The organism is Klebsiella michiganensis (genome assembly GCA_000963575.1).
In the GTDB taxonomy this organism is placed as follows: domain Bacteria; phylum Pseudomonadota; class Gammaproteobacteria; order Enterobacterales; family Enterobacteriaceae; genus Cedecea; species Cedecea michiganensis_A.
This window is the reverse complement of sequence record CP011077.1, coordinates 3,721,137-3,741,167: the sequence shown is the minus strand read 5'-3', so window position 1 is coordinate 3,741,167 and position 20,031 is coordinate 3,721,137. Positions and strand designations below refer to the sequence as shown.

Annotated in this window: 17 protein-coding genes; 15 read left to right on the top strand and 2 right to left on the bottom strand. The window is 56.4% G+C overall.

All coding sequences use genetic code 11. From position 1 onward, the window contains the following. Positions 1-15: 15 nt before the first annotated feature. The 10 genes from VW41_17215 (at position 16) to VW41_17170 (ending at position 7,987) form a co-directional block, all read left to right on the top strand. Positions 16-753, top strand: coding sequence for a tRNA (cytidine/uridine-2'-O-)-methyltransferase (locus VW41_17215; protein ID AJZ92011.1), 738 nt, complete (start codon positions 16-18; stop codon positions 751-753). Positions 754-882: 129 nt separating this feature from the next. After that, on the top strand, positions 883-1,371 hold the full coding sequence (locus tag VW41_17210) for a transcriptional regulator (GenBank protein AJZ90645.1): 489 nt from the start codon (positions 883-885) through the stop codon (positions 1,369-1,371). A 115-nt stretch (positions 1,372-1,486) separates the two neighbouring features. Continuing rightward, entirely contained in the window at positions 1,487-2,701 is a 1,215-nt protein-coding gene (locus VW41_17205) for a cysteine desulfurase (GenBank protein ID AJZ90644.1), read from the top strand. 42 nt (positions 2,702-2,743) lie between these two features. Then, a complete protein-coding gene (locus tag VW41_17200; protein ID AJZ90643.1) occupies positions 2,744-3,136 on the top strand; it encodes a scaffolding protein in 393 nt (130 codons plus the stop codon). A gap of 139 nt (positions 3,137-3,275) precedes the next feature. Continuing rightward, a complete protein-coding gene (gene iscA / locus VW41_17195; GenBank protein ID AJZ90642.1) occupies positions 3,276-3,599 on the top strand; it encodes an iron-sulfur cluster assembly protein in 324 nt (107 codons plus the stop codon). 84 nt (positions 3,600-3,683) lie between these two features. Continuing rightward, positions 3,684-4,199, top strand: coding sequence for a co-chaperone HscB (gene hscB / locus VW41_17190; GenBank protein ID AJZ90641.1), 516 nt, complete (start codon positions 3,684-3,686; stop codon positions 4,197-4,199). Between the two features lie 35 nt (positions 4,200-4,234). After that, the gene (gene hscA, locus VW41_17185; protein AJZ90640.1) at positions 4,235-6,085 is read left to right on the top strand and encodes a chaperone protein HscA; all 1,851 of its coding nucleotides are present in this window, start codon (positions 4,235-4,237) and stop codon (positions 6,083-6,085) included. 1 nt (position 6,086) lies between these two features. Beyond that, on the top strand, positions 6,087-6,422 hold the full coding sequence (locus VW41_17180) for a 2Fe-2S ferredoxin (GenBank protein ID AJZ90639.1): 336 nt from the start codon (positions 6,087-6,089) through the stop codon (positions 6,420-6,422). An 11-nt stretch (positions 6,423-6,433) separates the two neighbouring features. Next, positions 6,434-6,634: a hypothetical protein gene (locus VW41_17175; protein AJZ90638.1), complete on the top strand. Its 201-nt coding sequence runs from the start codon at positions 6,434-6,436 to the stop codon at positions 6,632-6,634. A gap of 66 nt (positions 6,635-6,700) precedes the next feature. Next, positions 6,701-7,987: an aminopeptidase B gene (locus VW41_17170; GenBank protein ID AJZ90637.1), complete on the top strand. Its 1,287-nt coding sequence runs from the start codon at positions 6,701-6,703 to the stop codon at positions 7,985-7,987. Between the two features lie 9 nt (positions 7,988-7,996). On the opposite strand, the gene VW41_17165 is transcribed toward VW41_17170, so the two are convergent. Then, a complete protein-coding gene (locus tag VW41_17165) occupies positions 7,997-8,197 on the bottom strand; it encodes a hypothetical protein (GenBank protein ID AJZ90636.1) in 201 nt (66 codons plus the stop codon). A gap of 150 nt (positions 8,198-8,347) precedes the next feature. On the opposite strand from VW41_17165, the gene VW41_17160 reads away from it, so the two are divergent. Further along, on the top strand, positions 8,348-9,124 hold the full coding sequence (locus VW41_17160) for an enhanced serine sensitivity protein SseB (protein AJZ90635.1): 777 nt from the start codon (positions 8,348-8,350) through the stop codon (positions 9,122-9,124). A gap of 51 nt (positions 9,125-9,175) precedes the next feature. Here VW41_17160 and sseA read toward each other — a convergent pair whose 3' ends face one another. Then, positions 9,176-10,024 carry a 3-mercaptopyruvate sulfurtransferase gene (sseA, locus tag VW41_17155; protein ID AJZ90634.1) on the bottom strand — a complete coding sequence of 283 codons (849 nt, stop codon included), beginning with the start codon at positions 10,022-10,024 and terminating at the stop codon, positions 9,176-9,178. A gap of 239 nt (positions 10,025-10,263) precedes the next feature. On the opposite strand from sseA, the gene VW41_17150 reads away from it, so the two are divergent. The 4 genes from VW41_17150 (at position 10,264) to VW41_17135 (ending at position 19,631) form a co-directional block, all read left to right on the top strand. After that, positions 10,264-15,231 (top strand): hypothetical protein, encoded by a 4,968-nt coding sequence (locus VW41_17150; protein AJZ90633.1) that lies wholly within the window; start codon positions 10,264-10,266, stop codon positions 15,229-15,231. 11 nt (positions 15,232-15,242) lie between these two features. Continuing rightward, entirely contained in the window at positions 15,243-17,570 is a 2,328-nt protein-coding gene (locus VW41_17145) for a penicillin-binding protein 1C (protein AJZ90632.1), read from the top strand. Between the two features lie 168 nt (positions 17,571-17,738). Beyond that, positions 17,739-18,170 carry a nucleoside diphosphate kinase gene (locus VW41_17140; protein ID AJZ90631.1) on the top strand — a complete coding sequence of 144 codons (432 nt, stop codon included), beginning with the start codon at positions 17,739-17,741 and terminating at the stop codon, positions 18,168-18,170. Positions 18,171-18,467: 297 nt separating this feature from the next. Next, entirely contained in the window at positions 18,468-19,631 is a 1,164-nt protein-coding gene (locus VW41_17135) for a ribosomal RNA large subunit methyltransferase N (protein ID AJZ90630.1), read from the top strand. Positions 19,632-20,031: the final 400 nt, after the last annotated feature.

The window sequence follows — 20,031 nt, the reverse complement described above, 5'->3', positions numbered from 1 at the left end:
AGGCTATGAATGATAATGCTGCAAAACGTACGAATCGTGCTGGTCGAAACCTCGCATACCGGCAACATGGGCTCCGTGGCTCGTGCTATGAAAACCATGGGCTTAACTAACCTTTGGCTGGTCAATCCGCTGGTAAAACCGGACTCCCAGGCCATCGCCCTGGCCGCTGGCGCCAGCGATGTCATTGGCGATGCTCACATCGTCGATACTCTTGATGAAGCGTTGGCAGGATGCAGCCTGGTGGTCGGCACCAGCGCGCGGTCACGTACTCTGCCGTGGCCGATGCTGGACCCGCGCGAATGCGGTTTAAAAAGCATCAGCGAAGCGCAGCACGCGCCGGTGGCAATTGTGTTTGGTCGCGAGCGTGTGGGCCTGACCAACGAAGAGCTGCAAAAGTGCCATTATCACGTCGCTATCCAGGCGAACCCGGAATACAGCTCCCTTAACCTCGCGATGGCGGTGCAGATCCTCGCCTACGAAGTGCGTATTGCCTGGCTCGCCACGCAAGAACAGCCGGAAGCGCCTAAAGAAGAGGAAGATGCGCCTTATCCTCTGGTCGATGACTTAGAGCGTTTCTATGTGCATCTCGAAAAAGCGCTGCAGGAAAGTGGCTTTATTCGGCCAACCCATCCGGGGCAGGTGATGAACCGACTGCGCCGTCTGTTTACCCGCGCACGCCCGGAAAGTCAGGAATTAAACATCCTGCGCGGCATGCTGGCGTCGCTGGAAAACCCAAAAAAATCGGGCCAATAATACTTGAGTAAAATGGTAGGTTAAATAGTTGACCATTTTACTCAGGAATGTCAGACTTGCGTCCTGCTATGTGACAATCACACTTTTAAAAACCCCCGGGTCGAGGGGCTATTTGAGGTTAAGTAAGACATGAGACTGACATCAAAAGGGCGCTATGCCGTAACCGCGATGCTTGACGTTGCGCTGAACTCTGAATCGGGCCCGGTTCCGTTGGCTGATATTTCTGAACGTCAGGGTATTTCACTCTCCTACCTGGAGCAGCTGTTCTCCCGCCTGCGTAAAAATGGCCTGGTGGCCAGCGTACGCGGTCCTGGCGGTGGTTATCTGTTAGGTAAAGATGCAGGCAGCATTGCCGTTGGCGAAGTGATCAGCGCCGTTGATGAGTCCGTAGACGCCACCCGTTGCCAGGGTAAAGGCGGCTGCCAGGGCGGCGATAAGTGCCTGACCCATGCGCTGTGGCGCGATCTGAGCGATCGCCTGACCGGCTTCCTGAACAACATCACCCTTGGTGAGCTGGTGAATAACCAGGAAGTTCTGGATGTTGCCGACCGCCAGCACAACGAAAACCATCGCAGTACCCGTTCTCAGGACGCTATTGACGTCAAACTGCGCGCATAAGCAGAAGAACAAGAATTTTAGAATCAGGTTGGGGGAGCGGTGCTCCCTGTCTATAACGGCAGCATATTTTAAGCCTGATTCTTCGCATTGAAGTGATGTACGGAGCTTAAGAGCAATGAAATTACCGATTTACCTCGACTACTCCGCAACTACGCCGGTAGACCCGCGTGTTGCTGAGAAGATGATGCAGTTTTTAACGATGGACGGCACCTTTGGTAACCCGGCCTCCCGTTCCCACCGTTTTGGCTGGCAGGCTGAAGAAGCCGTTGATATTGCCCGTAACCAAATCGCTGAACTTGTTGGCGCTGACCCGCGTGAAATCGTCTTCACCTCCGGCGCGACCGAGTCAGACAACCTGGCAATCAAAGGTGCGGCTAACTTCTATCAGAAGAAAGGCAAGCACATCATCACCGCAAAAACCGAACACAAAGCCGTGCTGGACACCTGTCGCCAGCTTGAGCGTGAAGGGTTTGAAGTGACTTACCTGGCGCCGCAGAGCAACGGTATTGTTGACCTGAAGCAGCTGGAAGCCGCAATGCGTGAAGACACGATTCTGGTGTCCATCATGCATGTAAACAACGAAATCGGCGTGGTGCAGGATATTGCGGCCATCGGCGAAATGTGCCGCTCCCGTGGCATTATTTTCCACGTTGATGCGACCCAGAGCGTGGGCAAACTGCCTATCGATCTGAGCCAGCTGAAAGTTGACCTGATGTCCTTCTCTGGCCACAAAATTTACGGGCCGAAAGGTATCGGTGCGCTGTACGTGCGTCGTAAACCACGTATCCGTATCGAAGCTCAGGTTCACGGCGGTGGTCACGAGCGCGGCATGCGTTCCGGTACGCTGCCCGTACACCAGATCGTCGGCATGGGCGAAGCTTACCGTATCGCAAAAGAAGAGATGGAGACCGAAATGGCCCGTCTGCGCACGCTGCGTAACCGTCTGTGGAACGGCGTGAAAGATATGGAAGAAGTTTATCTGAACGGTGACCTGGAACACGGCGCGCCAAACATTCTCAACGTCAGCTTTAACTACGTTGAAGGCGAGTCGCTGATCATGGCGCTGAAAGACCTCGCGGTCTCTTCAGGCTCAGCCTGTACTTCCGCTAGCCTCGAGCCATCCTACGTGCTGCGCGCGCTGGGGATGAGCGATGAACTGGCACACAGCTCTATCCGTTTCTCTCTGGGTCGTTTTACCACTGAAGAAGAGATCGATTACACCATCGAGCTGGTACGTAAATCCATTGGCCGTCTGCGTGACCTTTCTCCGCTGTGGGAAATGTTCAAACAGGGCGTGGATCTTAATTCCATCGAATGGGCTCATCACTGATCGTTCGTCAGGACGTCGATTTCAGATTCTGGAGAAGTAAAAATGGCTTACAGCGAAAAAGTAATTGATCACTACGAAAACCCACGCAACGTTGGCTCTTTCGACAACAGCGACGACAGCGTAGGTTCAGGCATGGTGGGTGCACCGGCCTGTGGCGACGTGATGAAGTTGCAGATTAAAGTCAACAATGACGGTATTATTGAAGACGCGCGTTTCAAAACCTACGGGTGCGGTTCGGCGATTGCTTCCAGCTCGCTGGTGACCGAGTGGGTGAAGGGGAAATCTCTGGACGAAGCGCAGGCGATTAAAAATACCGACATCGCAGACGAACTCGAACTGCCGCCGGTGAAGATTCACTGCTCAATCCTGGCTGAAGACGCTATCAAAGCGGCTATCGCGGATTACAAAAGCAAACGTGAAACAAAACAACTCTAAGTAATTCGAGTTTGCAGGTAGGCGGCAAGCTCAGGAGTTCCCCTGGAGCTTACTTAAGTAAGTGACTGGGGGAATGAGTGCAGCTAACACCCCTGCAACTTGAAGTATGACGAGTTAAAATTTTTATTGAGGTTGTTGTATGTCGATTACCCTTAGCGACAGCGCCGCTGCCCGTGTAAGCGCCTTTCTGACCAACCGCGGTAAAGGGTTTGGTCTGCGTCTGGGCGTGCGCACTTCAGGCTGCTCTGGGATGGCTTATGTTCTCGAATTTGTTGATGAACCGATGGCGGATGACACCGTGTTCGAAGACAAAGGCGTGAAGGTGGTTGTCGATGGTAAAAGCCTGCAATTCTTAAACGGGACCGAGCTCGACTTCGTCAAAGAAGGCCTTAACGAAGGGTTTAAGTTTACGAACCCGAACGTGAAGGACGAGTGTGGCTGCGGCGAAAGCTTCCACGTCTGATCCCGCGCATCTCCCCACTGGCCCTGGTCCGTGGGGATTTTGCTTTACCACACAGCACTTACCTGACATGAACCCGAGTCTGTTATGGATTATTTTACCCTGTTTGGGCTGACGCCAGGATATACCCTGAACACCGAGCAACTGGCCAGCCGTTACCAGGAGCTGCAGCGCCAGTTCCACCCGGACAAATACGCCAGCCGCCCTCAGGCGGAACAGCTACTGGCCGTTAGCCAATCCGCCACCATCAACCAGGCATGGCAGACGCTGCGTCACCCGCTTGCCCGCGCCGAATACATCCTGTCCCTGAACGGTTTCGACCTGGCGAATGAACAGCATACCGTGCGCGACACCGCGTTCCTGATGGAACAGCTGGAGCTACGCGAAGAGCTGGACGATATCGAACAGGCTAAAGACAGTGACAAGCTTGAAAGCTTTGCCTCGCGCGTAAAAACCATGGTGAAAAACCGCAGCGCGCAGATGGTTCAGCAGCTGGATGACCAGCAGTGGGAACAGGCGGCGGATACCGTTCGCAAGCTGCGTTTCCTCGACAAATTACAGAGCCAAATTGAACAACTAGAAGAAAAGCTGCTCGACTTTTAACGCCTGAACTCAGGCCCGATTTTTGGAAGCGATACATGGCCTTATTACAAATTAGTGAGCCTGGCATGATGGCTGCGCCGCACCAGCGCAGGCTGGCCGCGGGCATCGACCTTGGCACCACCAACTCGCTGGTGGCCACCGTTCGCAGCGGCCAGGCGGAAACCCTTGCCGACCACGAAGGCCGTCACCTGCTGCCTTCCGTAGTGCATTACCAGGCACAGGGGCATCTGGTGGGCTTCGAGGCGCGCACGCTTGCCGCTCAGGATCCTGCTAATACTATCAGTTCGGTAAAGCGCATGATGGGCCGCTCTCTGGCGGACATCCAGACGCGTTATCCTCATCTTCCGTATCGCCTGCAGGCCAGTGAAAACGGCCTGCCGATGATCGAAACGCCTGCCGGCCTGCTTAACCCGGTACGCATCTCTGCCGATATCCTGAAATCTCTCTCTGCGCGAGCCAGCGAAACCCTGGAAGGGGAACTGGATGGCGTGGTAATCACGGTTCCTGCATATTTTGACGACGCGCAACGTCAGGGCACCAAAGACGCCGCGCGTCTTGCCGGGCTGCACGTTCTCCGTTTGCTGAACGAACCCACCGCCGCGGCTATTGCCTATGGTCTGGATTCCGGTAAAGAGGGCGTGATTGCCGTTTACGATCTGGGCGGCGGGACTTTTGATATCTCCATCCTGCGCCTGAGCCGGGGGGTGTTTGAAGTGCTGGCCACCGGCGGTGATTCCGCGCTCGGGGGAGATGATTTCGACCATCTGCTGGCCGACTGGCTGCGCGAGCAGGCCGGTATTGCCGACCGCAGCGACGACCGCGTACAGCGTCAGCTTCTGGACGCAGCCATTGCCGCTAAAATCGCCCTCAGCGAGGCTGCCACCGCCAGCGTAGAAGTGGCCGGCTGGCAGGGCGAAGTCACCCGCGAACAGTTCAACGAGCTCATCTCTTCCCTGGTTAAACGGACGCTGCTGTCGTGCCGTCGCGCGTTAAAAGACGCAGGCGTGGAAGCAGAAGAAGTGCTGGAAGTGGTGATGGTCGGAGGCTCAACCCGCGTACCGTTGGTGCGTGAGCGCGTAGGCGAGTTCTTTGGCCGTACGCCGTTAACGTCTATCGACCCGGATAAAGTTGTTGCCATCGGGGCGGCCATTCAGGCCGACATTCTGGTGGGCAATAAGCCGGACAGCGAAATGCTGCTGCTGGACGTCATCCCGCTGTCCCTTGGTCTGGAAACGATGGGTGGACTGGTTGAGAAAGTTATCCCGCGTAACACCACCATCCCGGTGGCGCGCGCGCAGGAATTCACCACTTTCAAAGACGGCCAGACAGCGATGGCTATCCACGTTCTGCAGGGTGAGCGAGAACTGGTTCAGGACTGCCGTTCTCTGGCGCGCTTTACGCTGCGCGGCATTCCGGCAATGTCCGCGGGTGGAGCCCATATTCGCGTCACCTTCCAGGTGGATGCCGATGGCCTGCTGAGCGTGACGGCGATGGAAAAATCCACCGGCGTTGAATCCTCAATCCAGGTGAAACCTTCTTATGGCCTGAGCGATGGCGAAATTGCCAGCATGATTCAGGACTCCATGAGTTACGCCGAGCATGACGTGCAAGCACGCATGCTGGCCGAGCAAAAAGTCGAAGCTGCCCGCGTGCTGGAAAGTTTGACCAGCGCGTTGACGGCGGATGCCGCGCTGCTAAGCGCCGCAGAGCGTGCCGACATTGATGCCGCGATGGCCGCGTTAAGCGCTGCCGCCGCAGGTGAAGATGCCGACGCTATTCAAAATGAAATCAAAAACGTAGACAAGCAAACCCAGGAATTTGCCGCGCGTCGTATGGATCAGTCGATCCGTAAAGCGCTGACCGGCCATTCCGTGGACGAGGTTTAATATGCCAAAGATTGTTTTTCTGCCTCATCAGGACCTGTGTCCGGATGGCGCAGTTCTGGAAGCGAAGCAAGGTGAAACCATTCTCGACGTTGCGCTGCGCAACGGCATTGAGATTGAACACGCCTGTGAGAAGTCCTGCGCCTGCACCACCTGCCACTGCGTGGTGCGTGAAGGTTTTGATTCCCTCGCGGAAAGCACCGAAGACGAAGACGACATGCTGGATAAAGCATGGGGTCTGGAGCCGGAAAGCCGCCTGAGCTGCCAGGCTCGCGTCAGCGATGAAGACCTGGTGGTTGAGATGCCGCGTTACACCATTAACCACGCACGCGAACACTAACGGGAGCCGCCATGGGACTGAAGTGGACCGACAGCCGCGAAATCGGCGAGGCGCTGTACGACAGCCGTCCGGATCTCGATCCTAAGACGGTGCGTTTCACCGATATGCACCAGTGGATCTGCGAGCTGGAAGAGTTTGATGACGATCCGAACGCTTCTAACGAGAAAGTACTGGAAGCGATTTTGCTTGTCTGGTTAGATGAAGCTGAATGATACACGGGCTGCCTTGGGCGGCCCGTTTTTGCATTTTGCCTGTGCTGAACAATGAAGGATTGGAAAATGACTGAAGCCATGAAAATCACCCTTTCCACGCAGCCAGCGGACGCACGCTGGGGCGAGAAGGCGACGTATAGCATTAACAATGACGGCATTACCCTACACCTGACCGGCAAAGACGATCTCGGTCTGATCCAGCGCGCGGCGCGCAAAATTGACGGCCAGGGGCTGAAGCACGTCCAACTGGCCGGTGAAGGCTGGGACATTGAGAAAAGCTGGGCTTTCTGGCAGGGCTATCGCGCGCCAAAAGGCACCCGTAAAATTGACTGGGCCGTGCTGAGCGAAACCGAGCAGAAAGAGCTGGATAACCGCCTGAAAGTTATCGACTGGGTTCGCCATACCATCAACACCCCGGCGGAAGAGCTGGGCCCGGAACAGCTGGCTTCCCGCGCGGTAGATCTGCTGTGCGATGTCGCCTGTGACCACGTTTCTTACCGTATCACCAAGGGTGAAGACCTGCGTGAGCAGAACTATGCCGGTATCCACACCGTTGGCCGTGGCTCGGACCGTGCGCCTGTGCTGCTGGCGCTGGACTACAACCCAACCGGCAACCCGGATGCACCGGTTTATGCAAGCCTGGTCGGGAAAGGTATTACCTTTGACTCCGGCGGCTACAGCATCAAGCAGACCGCGTTTATGGATTCCATGAAATCTGACATGGGCGGAGCCGCGACTATCACCGGCGCACTGGCGCTGGCCATCACCCGTGGCCTGAACAAGCGCGTGAAGCTGTTCCTGTGCTGTGCGGATAACATGATCAGCGGCAACGCCATGAAGCTTGGCGACATCATCACCTACCGCAACGGCAAAACCGTTGAAGTGATGAACACCGATGCCGAAGGCCGCCTGGTGCTGGCCGATGGCCTGATTGATGCCGCAGCCCAAAAACCAGAACTGATCATCGACTGCGCGACCCTGACCGGGGCTGCGAAAACGGCCCTGGGTAACGACTATCATGCGCTGTTCAGCTTTGATGACAAACTGGCTGCCCGCCTGCTGGCAAGCGCGGCTGAAGAAAACGAGCCGTTCTGGCGCCTGCCGCTGGCTGAATTCCACCGCAGCCAACTGCCGTCTAACTTCGCAGAGCTGAACAATACCGCGAACGCCTCTTACCCGGCTGGCGCAAGCACTGCGGCAGGTTTCCTGTCTCACTTTGTGGAAAATTACCACGAAGGCTGGCTGCACGTTGACTGCTCTGCGACTTACCGTAAAGGTGCCGTTGAGCAGTGGTCTGCCGGTGCGACAGGTCTCGGCGTGCGTGCGATTGCCAATCTGCTGTTAGCGAAGTAATAGCGCCCCTCACCCCGGCCCTCTCCCCACAGGGGAGAGGGAGAAAAAAGTTCGGGGAAAGTTAACCCCGGACAGCCTCTCTCCCTTCCAGGAGAGAGACATCGAACGGTTCTCCTCTTCCTTCCAGGAGAGAGACATCGAACGGTTCTCCTCTTCCTTCCAGGAAAGAGACATCGAACGGTTCTCCTCTTCCTGCCAGGAGAGAGACATCGAACGGTTCTCCTCTCCCTTCCAGGAAGAGATACTCAGAACTGTTACCTTCTCCCTGCCAGGGAGAGGCACGCTGAACTGTCCCCTCTCCCTGCCAGGGAGAGGGTTAGGGTGAGGGTAAAACCTCTTAAGCTTTATCCCGGAATCACAATGTCAGAAACAAAAAACGAACTAGAAACCCTGCTTGAACAGGCGGCAACCGAGCCGGCGCACCGCCCGGCGTTTTTCCGTACCCTGCTGGAATCCACCGTTTGGGTACCGGGCAATGCGGCTGAAGGTGAAGCGATTGACGCCGATAGCGCGGTTGAACTACAGCACTGGGAAAAAGAAGACGGCACCTCGGTTATCCCTTTCTTCACCTCCCTGGAAGCCCTGCAGGAAGCCGTTAGCCACGAGCAGGCATTCGTCGTGATGCCCGTGCGCACCTTGTTTGAAATGACGCTGGGTGAGTCTCTGTTCCTCAACGCCAAGCTGCCGACCGGCAAAGAATTTACGCCAAACGAAATCAGCCATCTGGTCAGTGCGGAAAGCGATCCGCTGAGCCAGCAGGAGGTGCTGGAGGGGGGAACTTCGCTGCTGCTTTCCGAAGTTGCGGAACCGCCGGCGCAAATGGTCGACTCGTTGACCACGCTGTTTAAAAACCTGAAAACGGTCAAGCGGGCGTTCATCTGCTCTATCAAAGAGCAGGCAGATGAAGAGCCAAATCTGCTGATCGGCATTGAGGCCGACGGCGATATCGAGGCGATTATTCGCCAGGCCGGGAGCGTGGCCACCGATACGTTACCCGGCGATGAGCCGGTTGATATCTGCCAGGTTGTTGAGGGCGAGAAGGGCATCAGCCACTTCATGATTGCCCACATCACGCCGTTCTACGAACGCCGCTGGGGCAGCTTCCTGCGTGACTTCAAGCAAAACCGCATTATTTAGCGGCTATTTGTCACCTATTCTAAGGGAGGCGCTGTGCCTCCCTTTTTGTTTTTATTGCGCAGGTTCAATGGGCAGGTCAGGGCGAGCACCCCATTCACTCCACGAACCATCGTAAAGCGACACGCCGTTCACGCCCAGCGTGGTCAGCGCCAGAACTACAACCGCAGCGGTGACACCGGAGCCACAGCTGGCAATAATTGGCCGTTCGAAGCTCACGCCCTGGCGTGCGAAGATCTCGCTCAGCTTGTCCGTGGTCTTCAGTTGGCCGTTTTCCACCAGATCCACCCACGGCACGTTAAGCGCCCCTGGAATATGGCCTCGTTTCAGGCCCGGGCGGGGTTCGTCGGCCAGGGCGTTGAAGCGTGAAGCAGGGCGGGCATCCACAATTTGTGCAGTGCCTTCGTGGCTGACCAGCAGCACATCCGTCAGGCGCTTGATCACCAGCGGGTCGAAGTTAACCTCGAACTCACCTTCCGGTAGGTCCACGTCCCCTTGTTCCAGCGGTAACGCTTCACGTTGCCACTCCGCCAGCCCACCGGCCAGAATCGACACTCTTTCGACGCCGAAGGTGCGCAGCATCCACCATGCCCGGGGCGCGGAAAACAGATTACCTTCGTCGTAGACCACCAGGTGCTTGTCGCTGCTGACGCCAAGCTCGCGCATAGCAACGGCAAAGGCTTCTGCACGCGGCATCATGTGGGGAAGGGGACTGGTGTGATCGGAGAGCGCTTCGATGTCAAAATAGACCGCACCTGGCAGGTGCCCGGTACGGTACTCCGCAGGCATATCGCGAAGCGATTCCTGGCCTGCCGGTGCCATACGGGCATCTAAAATCTGGATATCGTCATCGTTAATGTGTTCTGCGAGCCAGTCACCCGCGACGAAAAAAGAGGTGGACATAGTGAGCCTCCGGTTCATCAATGAAAAATGGATTGTCGGTGTTTTTCCATAACCCGGCAAGCAGCCTTGCCTGACATCGCGAGATACTTCGTAAAACTTATTGAATGCAGCCGCTAATTTACCGTTGTCTGCGAGGCATCGCGCAAGGCAGAGGATTCTGACTTTCGCTTTTCTGGCTAATCCGCATAATACTTGCTCTACGTAATGTTTAGCGGCCCTTATTGGCCAGGGATGAAAGAATGAATGCACTACGTTTGACGAGCCTCGCCGCGCTGGTTTGCGGCCTGCTGGCGCTTTCCGGCTGTGACGATAAAAACAATCAACAGACCGGTCAGCCCACCGCCTCTGCAGCGGCGGAACAAAACGGTAAGGCTGAAACTAAGCCGGATGCCGCCCAGCTGGAGAAACTGGCGCAGCAGTCTGCAGGGAAGCCACTAAAGCTGCTTGATGCCTCCGAGGTGCAGCTGGACGGCGCCAGTACGTTAGTGCTGACGTTTTCCATTCCGCTCGACCCCAATCAGGACTTCAATAAAGTTGCCCATCTGGTGGATAAAACCAGCGGCAAAGTGGATGGGGCCTGGGAGCTTTCCAGCGATCTAAAAGAATTACGTCTGCGCCATCTGGAACCCAAACGCACGCTGATTGTGACCGTGGATAGCGGGCTGCTCGCGCTCAATAAAGCGACTTTTGACGACAGTTTTGAAAAGCAAATTGCCACGCGTGATATTCAGCCGAGCGTTGGCTTTGCCAGCCGGGGCTCCTTGCTGCCGACCAAAGTGATTGCGGGTTTGCCGGTGATGGCGCTTAACGTCGATAAAGTTGACGTCAACTTTTACCGTATCAAGGACAGCTCGCTGAGTGGGTTCGTGAGCCAGTGGCAATACCGTAACTCGGTTTCAAACTGGGAGTCCGACAATCTGCTCAAGCTGGCCGACCTGGTTTACACGGGGCGTTTTGACCTCAACCCTGCGCGAAATACCCGTGAGAAGCTAATGCTGCCGCTGGGGGATATCAAACCTCTCCAGCAACCTGGCGTCTATCTCGCAATCATGAACCAGGCCGGGCATTACGCTTACAGCAACGCCGCAACCCTGTTCACGCTGAGCGATGTTGGTGTTTCGGTACACCGCTACCATGACAGACTCGACGTCTTTACCCAAAGCCTGGAAAACGGTGCCGCGCAGTCGGGGGTAGAGATCGCGCTGCTGAACGAAAAAGGCCAAACGGTAGGGCAAACGAAAAGCGATGGTGACGGGCATGCGACGCTTGAAAAGCTGAATAAAGGCACGTTGCTGCTGGCACGTAATGGTGAGCAGACCACGCTGCTGGATCTCAGCCGTCCGGCGCTGGATCTGGCGGAGTTTGATATTGCCGGTGAGCAAGGCTACAGCAAACAGTTCTTCATGTTTGGCCCACGGGATCTTTACCGCCCCGGGGAGTCGGTTATCGTGAATGCCTTGCTCAGAGATGGCGATGGTAAACCGCTACCGCCGCAGCCCGTGAAGCTTGAGGTCGTTAAACCGGACGGACAGGTAGCCCGCACCGAGGTATGGCAGCCGGCAAACGGGCTTTATCAATTTACCTGGCCTCTGAGCGAAAGCGCGGCAACCGGTAACTGGCAAGTGCGGGTTAACACCGGGGATAACCAGCCCCGCAGCTGGATCTTTAAAGTTGAAGACTTCATGCCGGAGCGTATGGCGCTAAATCTCACGGCGCAGAGCCAGCCGATAGCCCCTGAAGACACCGTCAATTTTGACGTCGCCGGGCGCTATCTTTATGGTGCCCCAGCCGCCGGTAACAGCCTCCAGGGCCAGCTTTTCCTGCGACCTATGCGTGAGGCTGTTGCAAAGCTTCCGGGCTTCCAGTTCGGTGACATCAATGAGCAAAATCTTTCCCGCAGTCTGGATGCCGTTGAGTTAACGCTTGATGAGCAGGGGCATACGACCGTCAGCGCGGAAAGCCAGTGGGGGGACGTGCATTCTCCGCTGCGCCTTATTTTGCAGGCTAGTCTGCTGGAGTCCGGCGGTCGTCCGGTGACGCGCCGGGTAGAGCAGGCTATTTGGCCTGCTCAGGCCATGCCCGGGATCCGCCCTCAATTTGCCAGCAAAGAGGTCTATGACTACCGGACCGACACCACCCGCACTCAGCCCATCGTTGATGAAGACAGCAGCGCAGGTTTCGACATTGTTTATGCCGACGCGCAGGGGGAAAAGCTGGCGGTAAACGACCTGGATGTGCGCCTGATTCGAGAGCGCCGGGACTACTACTGGAGCTGGGAAGAAAGTGAAGGCTGGCAGTCTCAATATGATCAAAAAGACCTGGTGGAAGCCGAGCAGAAGCTGACGCTCGCCGCCGGGGAAACGGGCAAAGTGGCCTTCCCGGTGGAATGGGGCTCCTACCGCCTGGAAGTACGCGACCCGGAGAATAATCTGGTCAGCAGCCTGCGCTTCTGGGCGGGGTATAGCTGGCAGGATAATAGCGATGGCACCGGTGCAGTTCGCCCCGATCGGGTGACGCTCAAAATAGATAAACCGTCTTACAAAGCTGGCGATACCATCAATCTGCATATTGCCGCGCCTGCTGCAGGTAAAGGCTACGCGCTGGTGGAGTCCAGCGATGGGCCGCTGTGGTGGAAAGAAATAGATGTTCCGGCAGGCGGCATTGATCTCGCTATCCCAGTGGATAAGAGCTGGCAGCGGCACGATCTTTATTTGAGCACCGTGGTTATTCGCCCCGGAGACAAGGCGCGTTCCGCTACTCCTAAACGCGCGGTTGGGATCCTTCACCTGCCGCTAGGGGACGAGAGCCGTCGCCTCGATCTTACGTTGCAAAATCCAGCCAAAATGCGCCCCAACCAAAACCTGACGGTTAAGGTGAAGGCCAGCGTGAAAAATGGCGAAGTGCCGAAGCAAATCAACGTCCTGCTATCCGCTGTGGACAGCGGGGTGCTGAGCATCACTGATTACAAAACGCCGGATCCGTGGGATGCCTTCTTTGGACGCAAGCGTTATGGCGCAGACATCTACGACATTTACGGCCAGGTGATTGAAGGCGAAGGGCGTCTGGCTGCGCTGCGTTTCGGCGGTGACGGAGATGAAGGCGATGAACTCAGCCGCGGCGGTAAAAAGCCCGTAAACCATGTGACCATCATCGCTCAGCAGGCCCAGCCGGTTGCGCTGGATGAAAACGGCGAAGGGACGGTGACGCTGCCGATTGGTGATTTCAACGGCGAGCTGCGGGTCATGGCGCAGGCCTGGACCGACGATCGCTTTGGTAATAGCGAAGAAAAAGTCACGGTTGCTGCTCCGCTGGTGAGTGAACTGGCCGCGCCAAGGTTTATGGCCAGTGGCGATACCAGCCGTCTGGCGCTGGATCTCACTAACCTGACGGACAGGCCTCAGCAGCTTAGCGTGGCGCTCAGCGCTCAGGGGCTGTTAGCGTTAAACGGGGCATCGACGATGGATGTGAAGCTGGCGCCCGGTGCCCGCGGTACGTTGTTCATCCCCGTCCGTGCCCTAGCAGGCTTTGGTGATGGTGAAATAAAAGCCGTGATCAACGGGCTCGCATTGCCGGGTGAAACGCTGGCTGACCCAGTAAAACAGTGGAAGATTGGTGTGCGTCCTGCCTTCCCTGCGCAGACGGTAAACAGCGGTGCCGTGGTCAAACCGGGTGAAACATGGACGCTTCCGCCAGCCCATCTGTCCGGCATTGCGGAATCAACCCTGGAAGGTCAACTGCTGCTGAGTGGGCGTCCGCCACTGAACCTGGCACGTTACATTCGTGAGCTAAAAGCTTATCCGTATGGCTGCCTCGAGCAAACTACCAGCGGGTTGTTCCCGTCTCTCTACACCAACGAATCTGAACTGAATGCGTTAGGCATCAAGGGTATTACCGACCAGCAGCGTCGGGGCGCTATTGATGTAGGGATTGCCCGTCTGCTTGAAATGCAAAGTGATAATGGCGGTTTTGGGCTGTGGGATAAATCAGGGCCGGAAGAGTACTGGCTGACGGCCTATGTCACGGACTTTTTGGTGCGAGCCGGTGAACAGGGTTACAGCGTAAATGGAGATGCGCTCGGCAAGGCCAATCAGCGTCTGCTGCGCTACCTTCAGGATCCGGGTTTGATTGCCTTGCGCTACAGTGACGACGCTCCGGCCAGCCGCTTTGCGGTACAGGCCTATGCCGCGTTGGTACTGGCTCGCCAGCAAAAAGCGCCCCTTGGAGCATTGCGTGAGCTTTGGCAACGTCACGAGCAGGCGCGGGCTGGACTGCCGCTTGTGCAGCTGGGAATTGCCCTGAAGCTCATGGGGGATGAGCCTCGCAGCCAGCAGGCGATTGCTTTGGGGCTGAAAACTCAGCGCAGCGATAAACAGATCTGGATGGCGGATTACGGCAGCGAGCTGCGGGATAAAGCGATGATGCTGAGCCTGCTGGAAGAGAACAAGCTGCTGCCGGACAGCCAGAATCAACTGCTGCTTGAGCTGTCCGATATGGCCTGGAGCCAGCGCTGGTTATCCACGCAGGAAACAAACGCCCTGTTCATTGCCGGTCATGGCCTGCAAAATGTGAAAGGTGACTGGCAGGCACAGACCTCGTTGGGCGCGGAGCCGCTGGCTTCCAGCCAGGCGGTAACCCGTAATCTGACCGCGCAGCAGCTTTCTGGCCTGCAGGTGACCAACACCGGGATGGCCAGCCTCTATTTACGCCTCGACAGCGCGGGGTATCCGCAGCAGGCACCGGCTGCCTACAGCAACGTGCTGCATATTGAACGTCACTTCCTTGATGCGAAAGGCAACACCCGGTCGCTTGCTTCACTGAAAAGCGGCGAGCTGGTCATGGTCTGGCTGGATGTTTGGGCAGACAAGAACGTGCCGGATGCGCTGGTTGTCGATTTGCTGCCAGCCGGGCTGGAGCTGGAAAACCAGAATCTGGCCAACAGCAGCGCCAGCCTCGGTGACAGCGCGAGTGAAGTACAGACTTTGCTGAACCAGATGCAGCAGCAGGATATCCAGCATATGGAGTTCAGGGACGATCGCTTTGTGGCCGCGTTGCCGTTAAATGAAGGCCAGCATGCGACCCTTATCTACCTGGCCCGGGCGGTCACGCCGGGCAGCTACTCCGTGCCTGTACCGCAGGTGGAATCAATGTACGTTCCGCAGTGGCGGGCAACCGGTAGCAGTACCGGTACATTGACCGTTGTGCCGTAAGCAGAATTCCGGTGCTTAACGGAACAAGGCTACGCTCGCGGCGGGGTTATCTCTGGCTGATAGCCCCGCTGCTGGTCGCCGCTTTTGTCTGGCTGGCGGATAAGCTCTGGCCGCTACCGCTGCGCGAGGTCAACCCGGCTCGGGTGGTGGTCGCGGCAGACGGCACGCCGCTTTGGCGTTTTGCTGATGCCGAAGGGATCTGGCGTTATTCCGTGACGCTTAACCAGGTTTCTCCCCGTTATCTTGAAGCGTTAATCGGCTACGAGGATCGCTGGTTTTGGGATCATCCCGGGGTGAATCCATTTTCAATTTTGCGCGCAGCCTGGCAGGATCTTCGAAGTGGCGAGGTGATCTCCGGTGGCAGCACGCTGACGATGCAGGTTGCGCGCTTATTAGATCCTCACCCCCGTACCCTCGGCGGTAAAGTTCGCCAGGTCTGGCGCGCTTTCCAGCTCGAGTGGCATCTTTCCAAAGCAGAGATCCTGACGCTCTATCTTAACCGCGCTCCTTTCGGCGGCACATTACAGGGCATCGGGGCGGCAAGTTGGGCTTATCTCGGAAAATCCCCCGAACAGCTAAGTTATTCAGAAGCCGCAATGCTGGCGGTATTGCCCCAGGCTCCAAGCCGTCTGCGGCCTGACCGCTGGCCGGATCGCGCGCAGCTGGCGCGAGATAAGGTGCTTCGTCGTATGGCGGAGCAGGGCGTGTGGCCCCGGCAACAGGTAAATGAGGCTTTGCAGGAGGCTGTCTGGCTGGCACCGCGGCAGATGCCGCAGCTTGCTCCGTTGTTGTCGCGCGCGCTGGTAGCAAAAAGCAAAGCGACATTGATTGCTACCACGCTGAATGCGCCACTGCAGCGTCAACTGGAGGAGCTGGCGCTGAACTGGAAATCACGCCTGCCGCCTCGCTCCTCGCTGGCCATGCTGGTGGTCGACCACACCACTATGCAAGTTCGGGCGTGGGTTGGCTCGGCTGATATCAACGACGACAGCCGTTTTGGACATGTCGATATGGTCACCGCCATCCGTTCGCCGGGTTCGGTGTTAAAGCCCTTTGTTTACGGCATGGCGATGGATGAAGGGCTGATTCACCCGGCCTCATTGTTGCAGGACGTACCGCGTCGGTTCGGCGACTATCGGCCCGGGAATTTTGACACCGGTTTTCACGGGCCGGTAAGCATGGGCGATGCCCTGGTACGTTCGCTGAATTTACCTGCTGTTCAGGTGCTTGAGGCTTACGGGCCGAAGCGTTTTGCCGGGCAGATGGGTAATGTGGGGCTTAACCTCCGTTTCCCTCAGGGCAGTGAGCCTAACCTGTCGCTTATTCTTGGCGGCGGGGGCGCCAGGCTGGACCAGATAGTGGCTGCCTATAGCGCGTTTGCCCGCCATGGAAAAGCAGCTCAACTGCGAGTGCTGGCGAGTGATGCGCTGCGGGAGCGCCCGCTGATGTCGCCGGGTGCAGCGTGGATAATCCGCCGCATTCTTGCCGGGGAGGCCCAGCCTCAGCCGGATGAAACATTACCGCCCGTTGTGCCGCTGGCGTGGAAAACCGGGACCAGCTACGGCTACCGCGATGCCTGGGCCATCGGTATTAATTCGCGCTATCTGATTGGGATTTGGACCGGCAGGCCAGACAGCACGCCGGTGGCGGGGCAGTTTGGGCTGGGGAGTGCCGTGCCGCTGCTTAATCAGGTGAATAATCTGCTGCAGGCGAACTCGCGCGTGCAGCAGCTTCATTTGCCGACCGATCCCCGACCCGCTTCGGTCACCGCCGCAGAGGTCTGCTGGCCCGGCGGGCAGGCATTATCCGCCGGGGATGTGAACTGCCGTCGAAGGCTGGCAACATGGCTTCTGGATGATGCTCAGCCGCCCACGCTCCTGGCGCCGGGGCAAGAAGGCTCGCAGGGAACGCGCCAGCTTATCTGGGTCGACGCTCAGGGTAAGCGAGTGGCGGCCGATTGCCCCGGGGCTCGTCAGCAGACAGTCGCGCTCTGGCCATTGCCCCTGGAACCCTGGCTGCCTCAGGCTGAACGCCGCGCCGCTCGTTTGCCTGCCGTTTCGGAGAGTTGCCCACCGCTGCAAAAAGAGAGCGTGACACCGCTGCTGCTGCTGGGCGTGCGTGACGGGACTATTTTGAAACGTTTACCGGGGCAGATGCAGCTCCCGCTTCGGCTTTCAAGCCAGGGTGGGCAGGGCCAGCGGTGGTGGTTTATCAACGGGGAAAGCGAAGAGAGCACAGGCGATGGGCTGGCGTTAATGCTCGGTAAACCTGGCGACTATCAAGTGTTGGTTATGGATGAATTTGGGCAAGTGGCCAGCGCGAACTTTACTCTGCAGTAACGGCAAAGCGAGAAATTTTGCCTGCTGTGCCGATCGTGTTGCCAAAACTAATCTTATTTTAAAAAAATGTTATCTCCATCCATAGGCAACGACAAACTTGCTCTTTATAATCTGCGCCAATTTCATAACCGGGTTTCCCGGACACACAGAACATTTACAGAGGTAATCATGGCTATTGAACGTACTTTTTCCATCATCAAACCAAACGCGGTGGCAAAAAACGTTATTGGTAACATTTATGCTCGTTTTGAATCTGCAGGGTTTAAAATCGTTGGCGCAAAAATGTTGCATCTGACCGTTGAACAGGCTCGTGGTTTCTACGCTGAGCACGATGGTAAGCCGTTCTTCGACGGTTTGGTTGAGTTCATGACTTCTGGCCCAATTGTTGTTTCCGTGCTGGAAAGCGAAAACGCAGTACAGCGCCACCGTGACCTGTTGGGCGCAACTAACCCAGCCAATGCCCTGGCCGGTACTCTGCGTGCAGACTACGCTGACAGCTTCACCGAAAACGGCACCCACGGTTCTGACTCCGTAGAATCCGCCGCCCGTGAAATCGCCTACTTCTTCGGCGAAGGCGAAGTGTGCCCGCGCACGCGCTAAAATATCCGTTATCATTTGGGCCACAGAGGGTTAGCAGCAGGAACTCATCCCGGTCACTTACCTGAGTAAGTTCCTGGGTCTCATTACCTTGCTGTCTGCCTGCAACTCGAATGACTTTGGATATTCTCGACCAGAAAGCTGATGTGACATTTTTTAATCGTTGTTCGCTTTCAGTCGTGGCATCTATGCCATAGAATTTGTACAATGCAACGCCCCCGGAAGAGCCTGCTCACCGGGGCGTTTCTTTTTCTAACCCTCCAGGGGCCATAACGTGTAACAACGAGGCCGGAAAACATTATGTCTGAAATGAACACGCCTGAAGCAACACCCGTTGTTGTTTCCAATAAAGCCGAAAAAATTAACCTGCTCGATCTCAACCGCCAGCAGCTGCGCGAATTTTTCGCCGAGCTGGGTGAGAAACCTTTCCGCGCGGATCAGGTCATGAAGTGGATGTATCACTACTGCAGTGATGACTTCGACGAAATGACGGACATCAACAAGGTTCTGCGCAATAAGCTGAAAGAGATCGCCGAGATCCGTGCACCTGAAGTTGCTGAAGAGCAGCGTTCTGCCGATGGCACTATCAAGTGGGCAATTAAAATTGCCGATCAGCTGGTGGAAACGGTGTATATCCCGGAAGAGGATCGCGCCACACTGTGCGTTTCTTCACAGGTTGGCTGTGCGCTGGAATGTAAATTCTGTTCAACCGCACAGCAGGGCTTTAACCGTAACCTGCGTGTGTCTGAAATTATTGGTCAGGTCTGGCGCGCGGCGAAGATTATTGGTGCACAGAAGAAAACCGGTGTGCGTCCTATCACCAACGTGGTGATGATGGGCATGGGCGAACCGCTGCTGAACCTGAACAACGTTGTTCCGGCCATGGAAATCATGCTCGACGACTTCGGCTTTGGTCTGTCCAAACGTCGCGTTACGCTTTCTACCTCTGGCGTGGTGCCAGCGTTGGATAAGCTCGGGGATATGATTGATGTCGCGCTGGCCATTTCTCTGCACGCGCCGACCGATGATATTCGTGACGAAATCATGCCTATCAACAAAAAGTACAACATCGAAACCTTCCTGGCGGCCGTTCGTCGTTACCTGGAGAAATCCAATGCCAACCAGGGCCGCGTCACGGTGGAGTACGTGCTGCTGGACCACGTCAACGATGGTACAGAACACGCGCATCAGCTGGCTGAATGCCTGAAAGATACGCCATGTAAAATCAACCTGATTCCGTGGAACCCGTTCCCTGGCGCGCCATATGGCCGCAGCTCCAACAGCCGTATCGATCGCTTCTCTAAAGTGTTGATGAGCTATGGCTTCACCACCATTGTCCGTAAAACACGCGGCGACGATATTGACGCGGCATGTGGTCAGTTGGCCGGTGAAGTTATCGACCGCACCAAGCGCACCATGCGTAAACGCATGCAGGGCGAACCGATTGCCGTAAAAGCTGTTTGATTGTAAATGGCGATTTACCGCGCTGGGCAAATGTGTCCAGCGCGGTATAAAAAACGGGCAAAAGTGCATGAACAGTCAATAACGTGGCCTAATACATCATTCGGCATAATAATTACGGTGCGTTTCTGGCGGCTTTAAGGCAGTATGTAGCCTCGCAACAACAGTTTAGTTGTGCCCATTTCGTTAAAGTTAACGGACATCCTGCCAAAGGGTGACTATGGTTAACTAACCGGCGGGTCCGGTAGCCCAGTAAAATGCCAGCTAGTGCTAACCGCATGTCTGGTATCGGGTATTTTTACTGAGGGGTAGCCTTCAGGTATCAGATTTGTTTCGCGGTGCGAGTCAATCTGACGTAGCGGAGACGCTGCGGTACAGGACTTGTGCCAAATTCTTTAATTTG

Bases quoted from the DNA above. Each gene is read 5' to 3' on its own strand.
- VW41_17215 (AJZ92011.1), top strand. From the start codon at position 16: ATGCTGCAAAACGTACGAATCGTGCTGGTCGAAACCTCGCATACCGGC.
- VW41_17210 (AJZ90645.1), top strand. From the start codon at position 883: ATGAGACTGACATCAAAAGGGCGCTATGCCGTAACCGCGATGCTTGAC.
- VW41_17205 (AJZ90644.1), top strand. From the start codon at position 1,487: ATGAAATTACCGATTTACCTCGACTACTCCGCAACTACGCCGGTAGAC.
- VW41_17200 (AJZ90643.1), top strand. From the start codon at position 2,744: ATGGCTTACAGCGAAAAAGTAATTGATCACTACGAAAACCCACGCAAC.
- iscA (AJZ90642.1), top strand. From the start codon at position 3,276: ATGTCGATTACCCTTAGCGACAGCGCCGCTGCCCGTGTAAGCGCCTTT.
- hscB (AJZ90641.1), top strand. From the start codon at position 3,684: ATGGATTATTTTACCCTGTTTGGGCTGACGCCAGGATATACCCTGAAC.
- hscA (AJZ90640.1), top strand. From the start codon at position 4,235: ATGGCCTTATTACAAATTAGTGAGCCTGGCATGATGGCTGCGCCGCAC.
- VW41_17180 (AJZ90639.1), top strand. From the start codon at position 6,087: ATGCCAAAGATTGTTTTTCTGCCTCATCAGGACCTGTGTCCGGATGGC.
- VW41_17175 (AJZ90638.1), top strand. From the start codon at position 6,434: ATGGGACTGAAGTGGACCGACAGCCGCGAAATCGGCGAGGCGCTGTAC.
- VW41_17170 (AJZ90637.1), top strand. From the start codon at position 6,701: ATGACTGAAGCCATGAAAATCACCCTTTCCACGCAGCCAGCGGACGCA.
- VW41_17165 (AJZ90636.1), bottom strand. From the start codon at position 8,197: ATGTCTCTCTCCTGGCAGGAAGAGGAGAACCGTTCGATGTCTCTTTCC.
- VW41_17160 (AJZ90635.1), top strand. From the start codon at position 8,348: ATGTCAGAAACAAAAAACGAACTAGAAACCCTGCTTGAACAGGCGGCA.
- sseA (AJZ90634.1), bottom strand. From the start codon at position 10,024: ATGTCCACCTCTTTTTTCGTCGCGGGTGACTGGCTCGCAGAACACATT.
- VW41_17150 (AJZ90633.1), top strand. From the start codon at position 10,264: ATGAATGCACTACGTTTGACGAGCCTCGCCGCGCTGGTTTGCGGCCTG.
- VW41_17140 (AJZ90631.1), top strand. From the start codon at position 17,739: ATGGCTATTGAACGTACTTTTTCCATCATCAAACCAAACGCGGTGGCA.
- VW41_17135 (AJZ90630.1), top strand. From the start codon at position 18,468: ATGTCTGAAATGAACACGCCTGAAGCAACACCCGTTGTTGTTTCCAAT.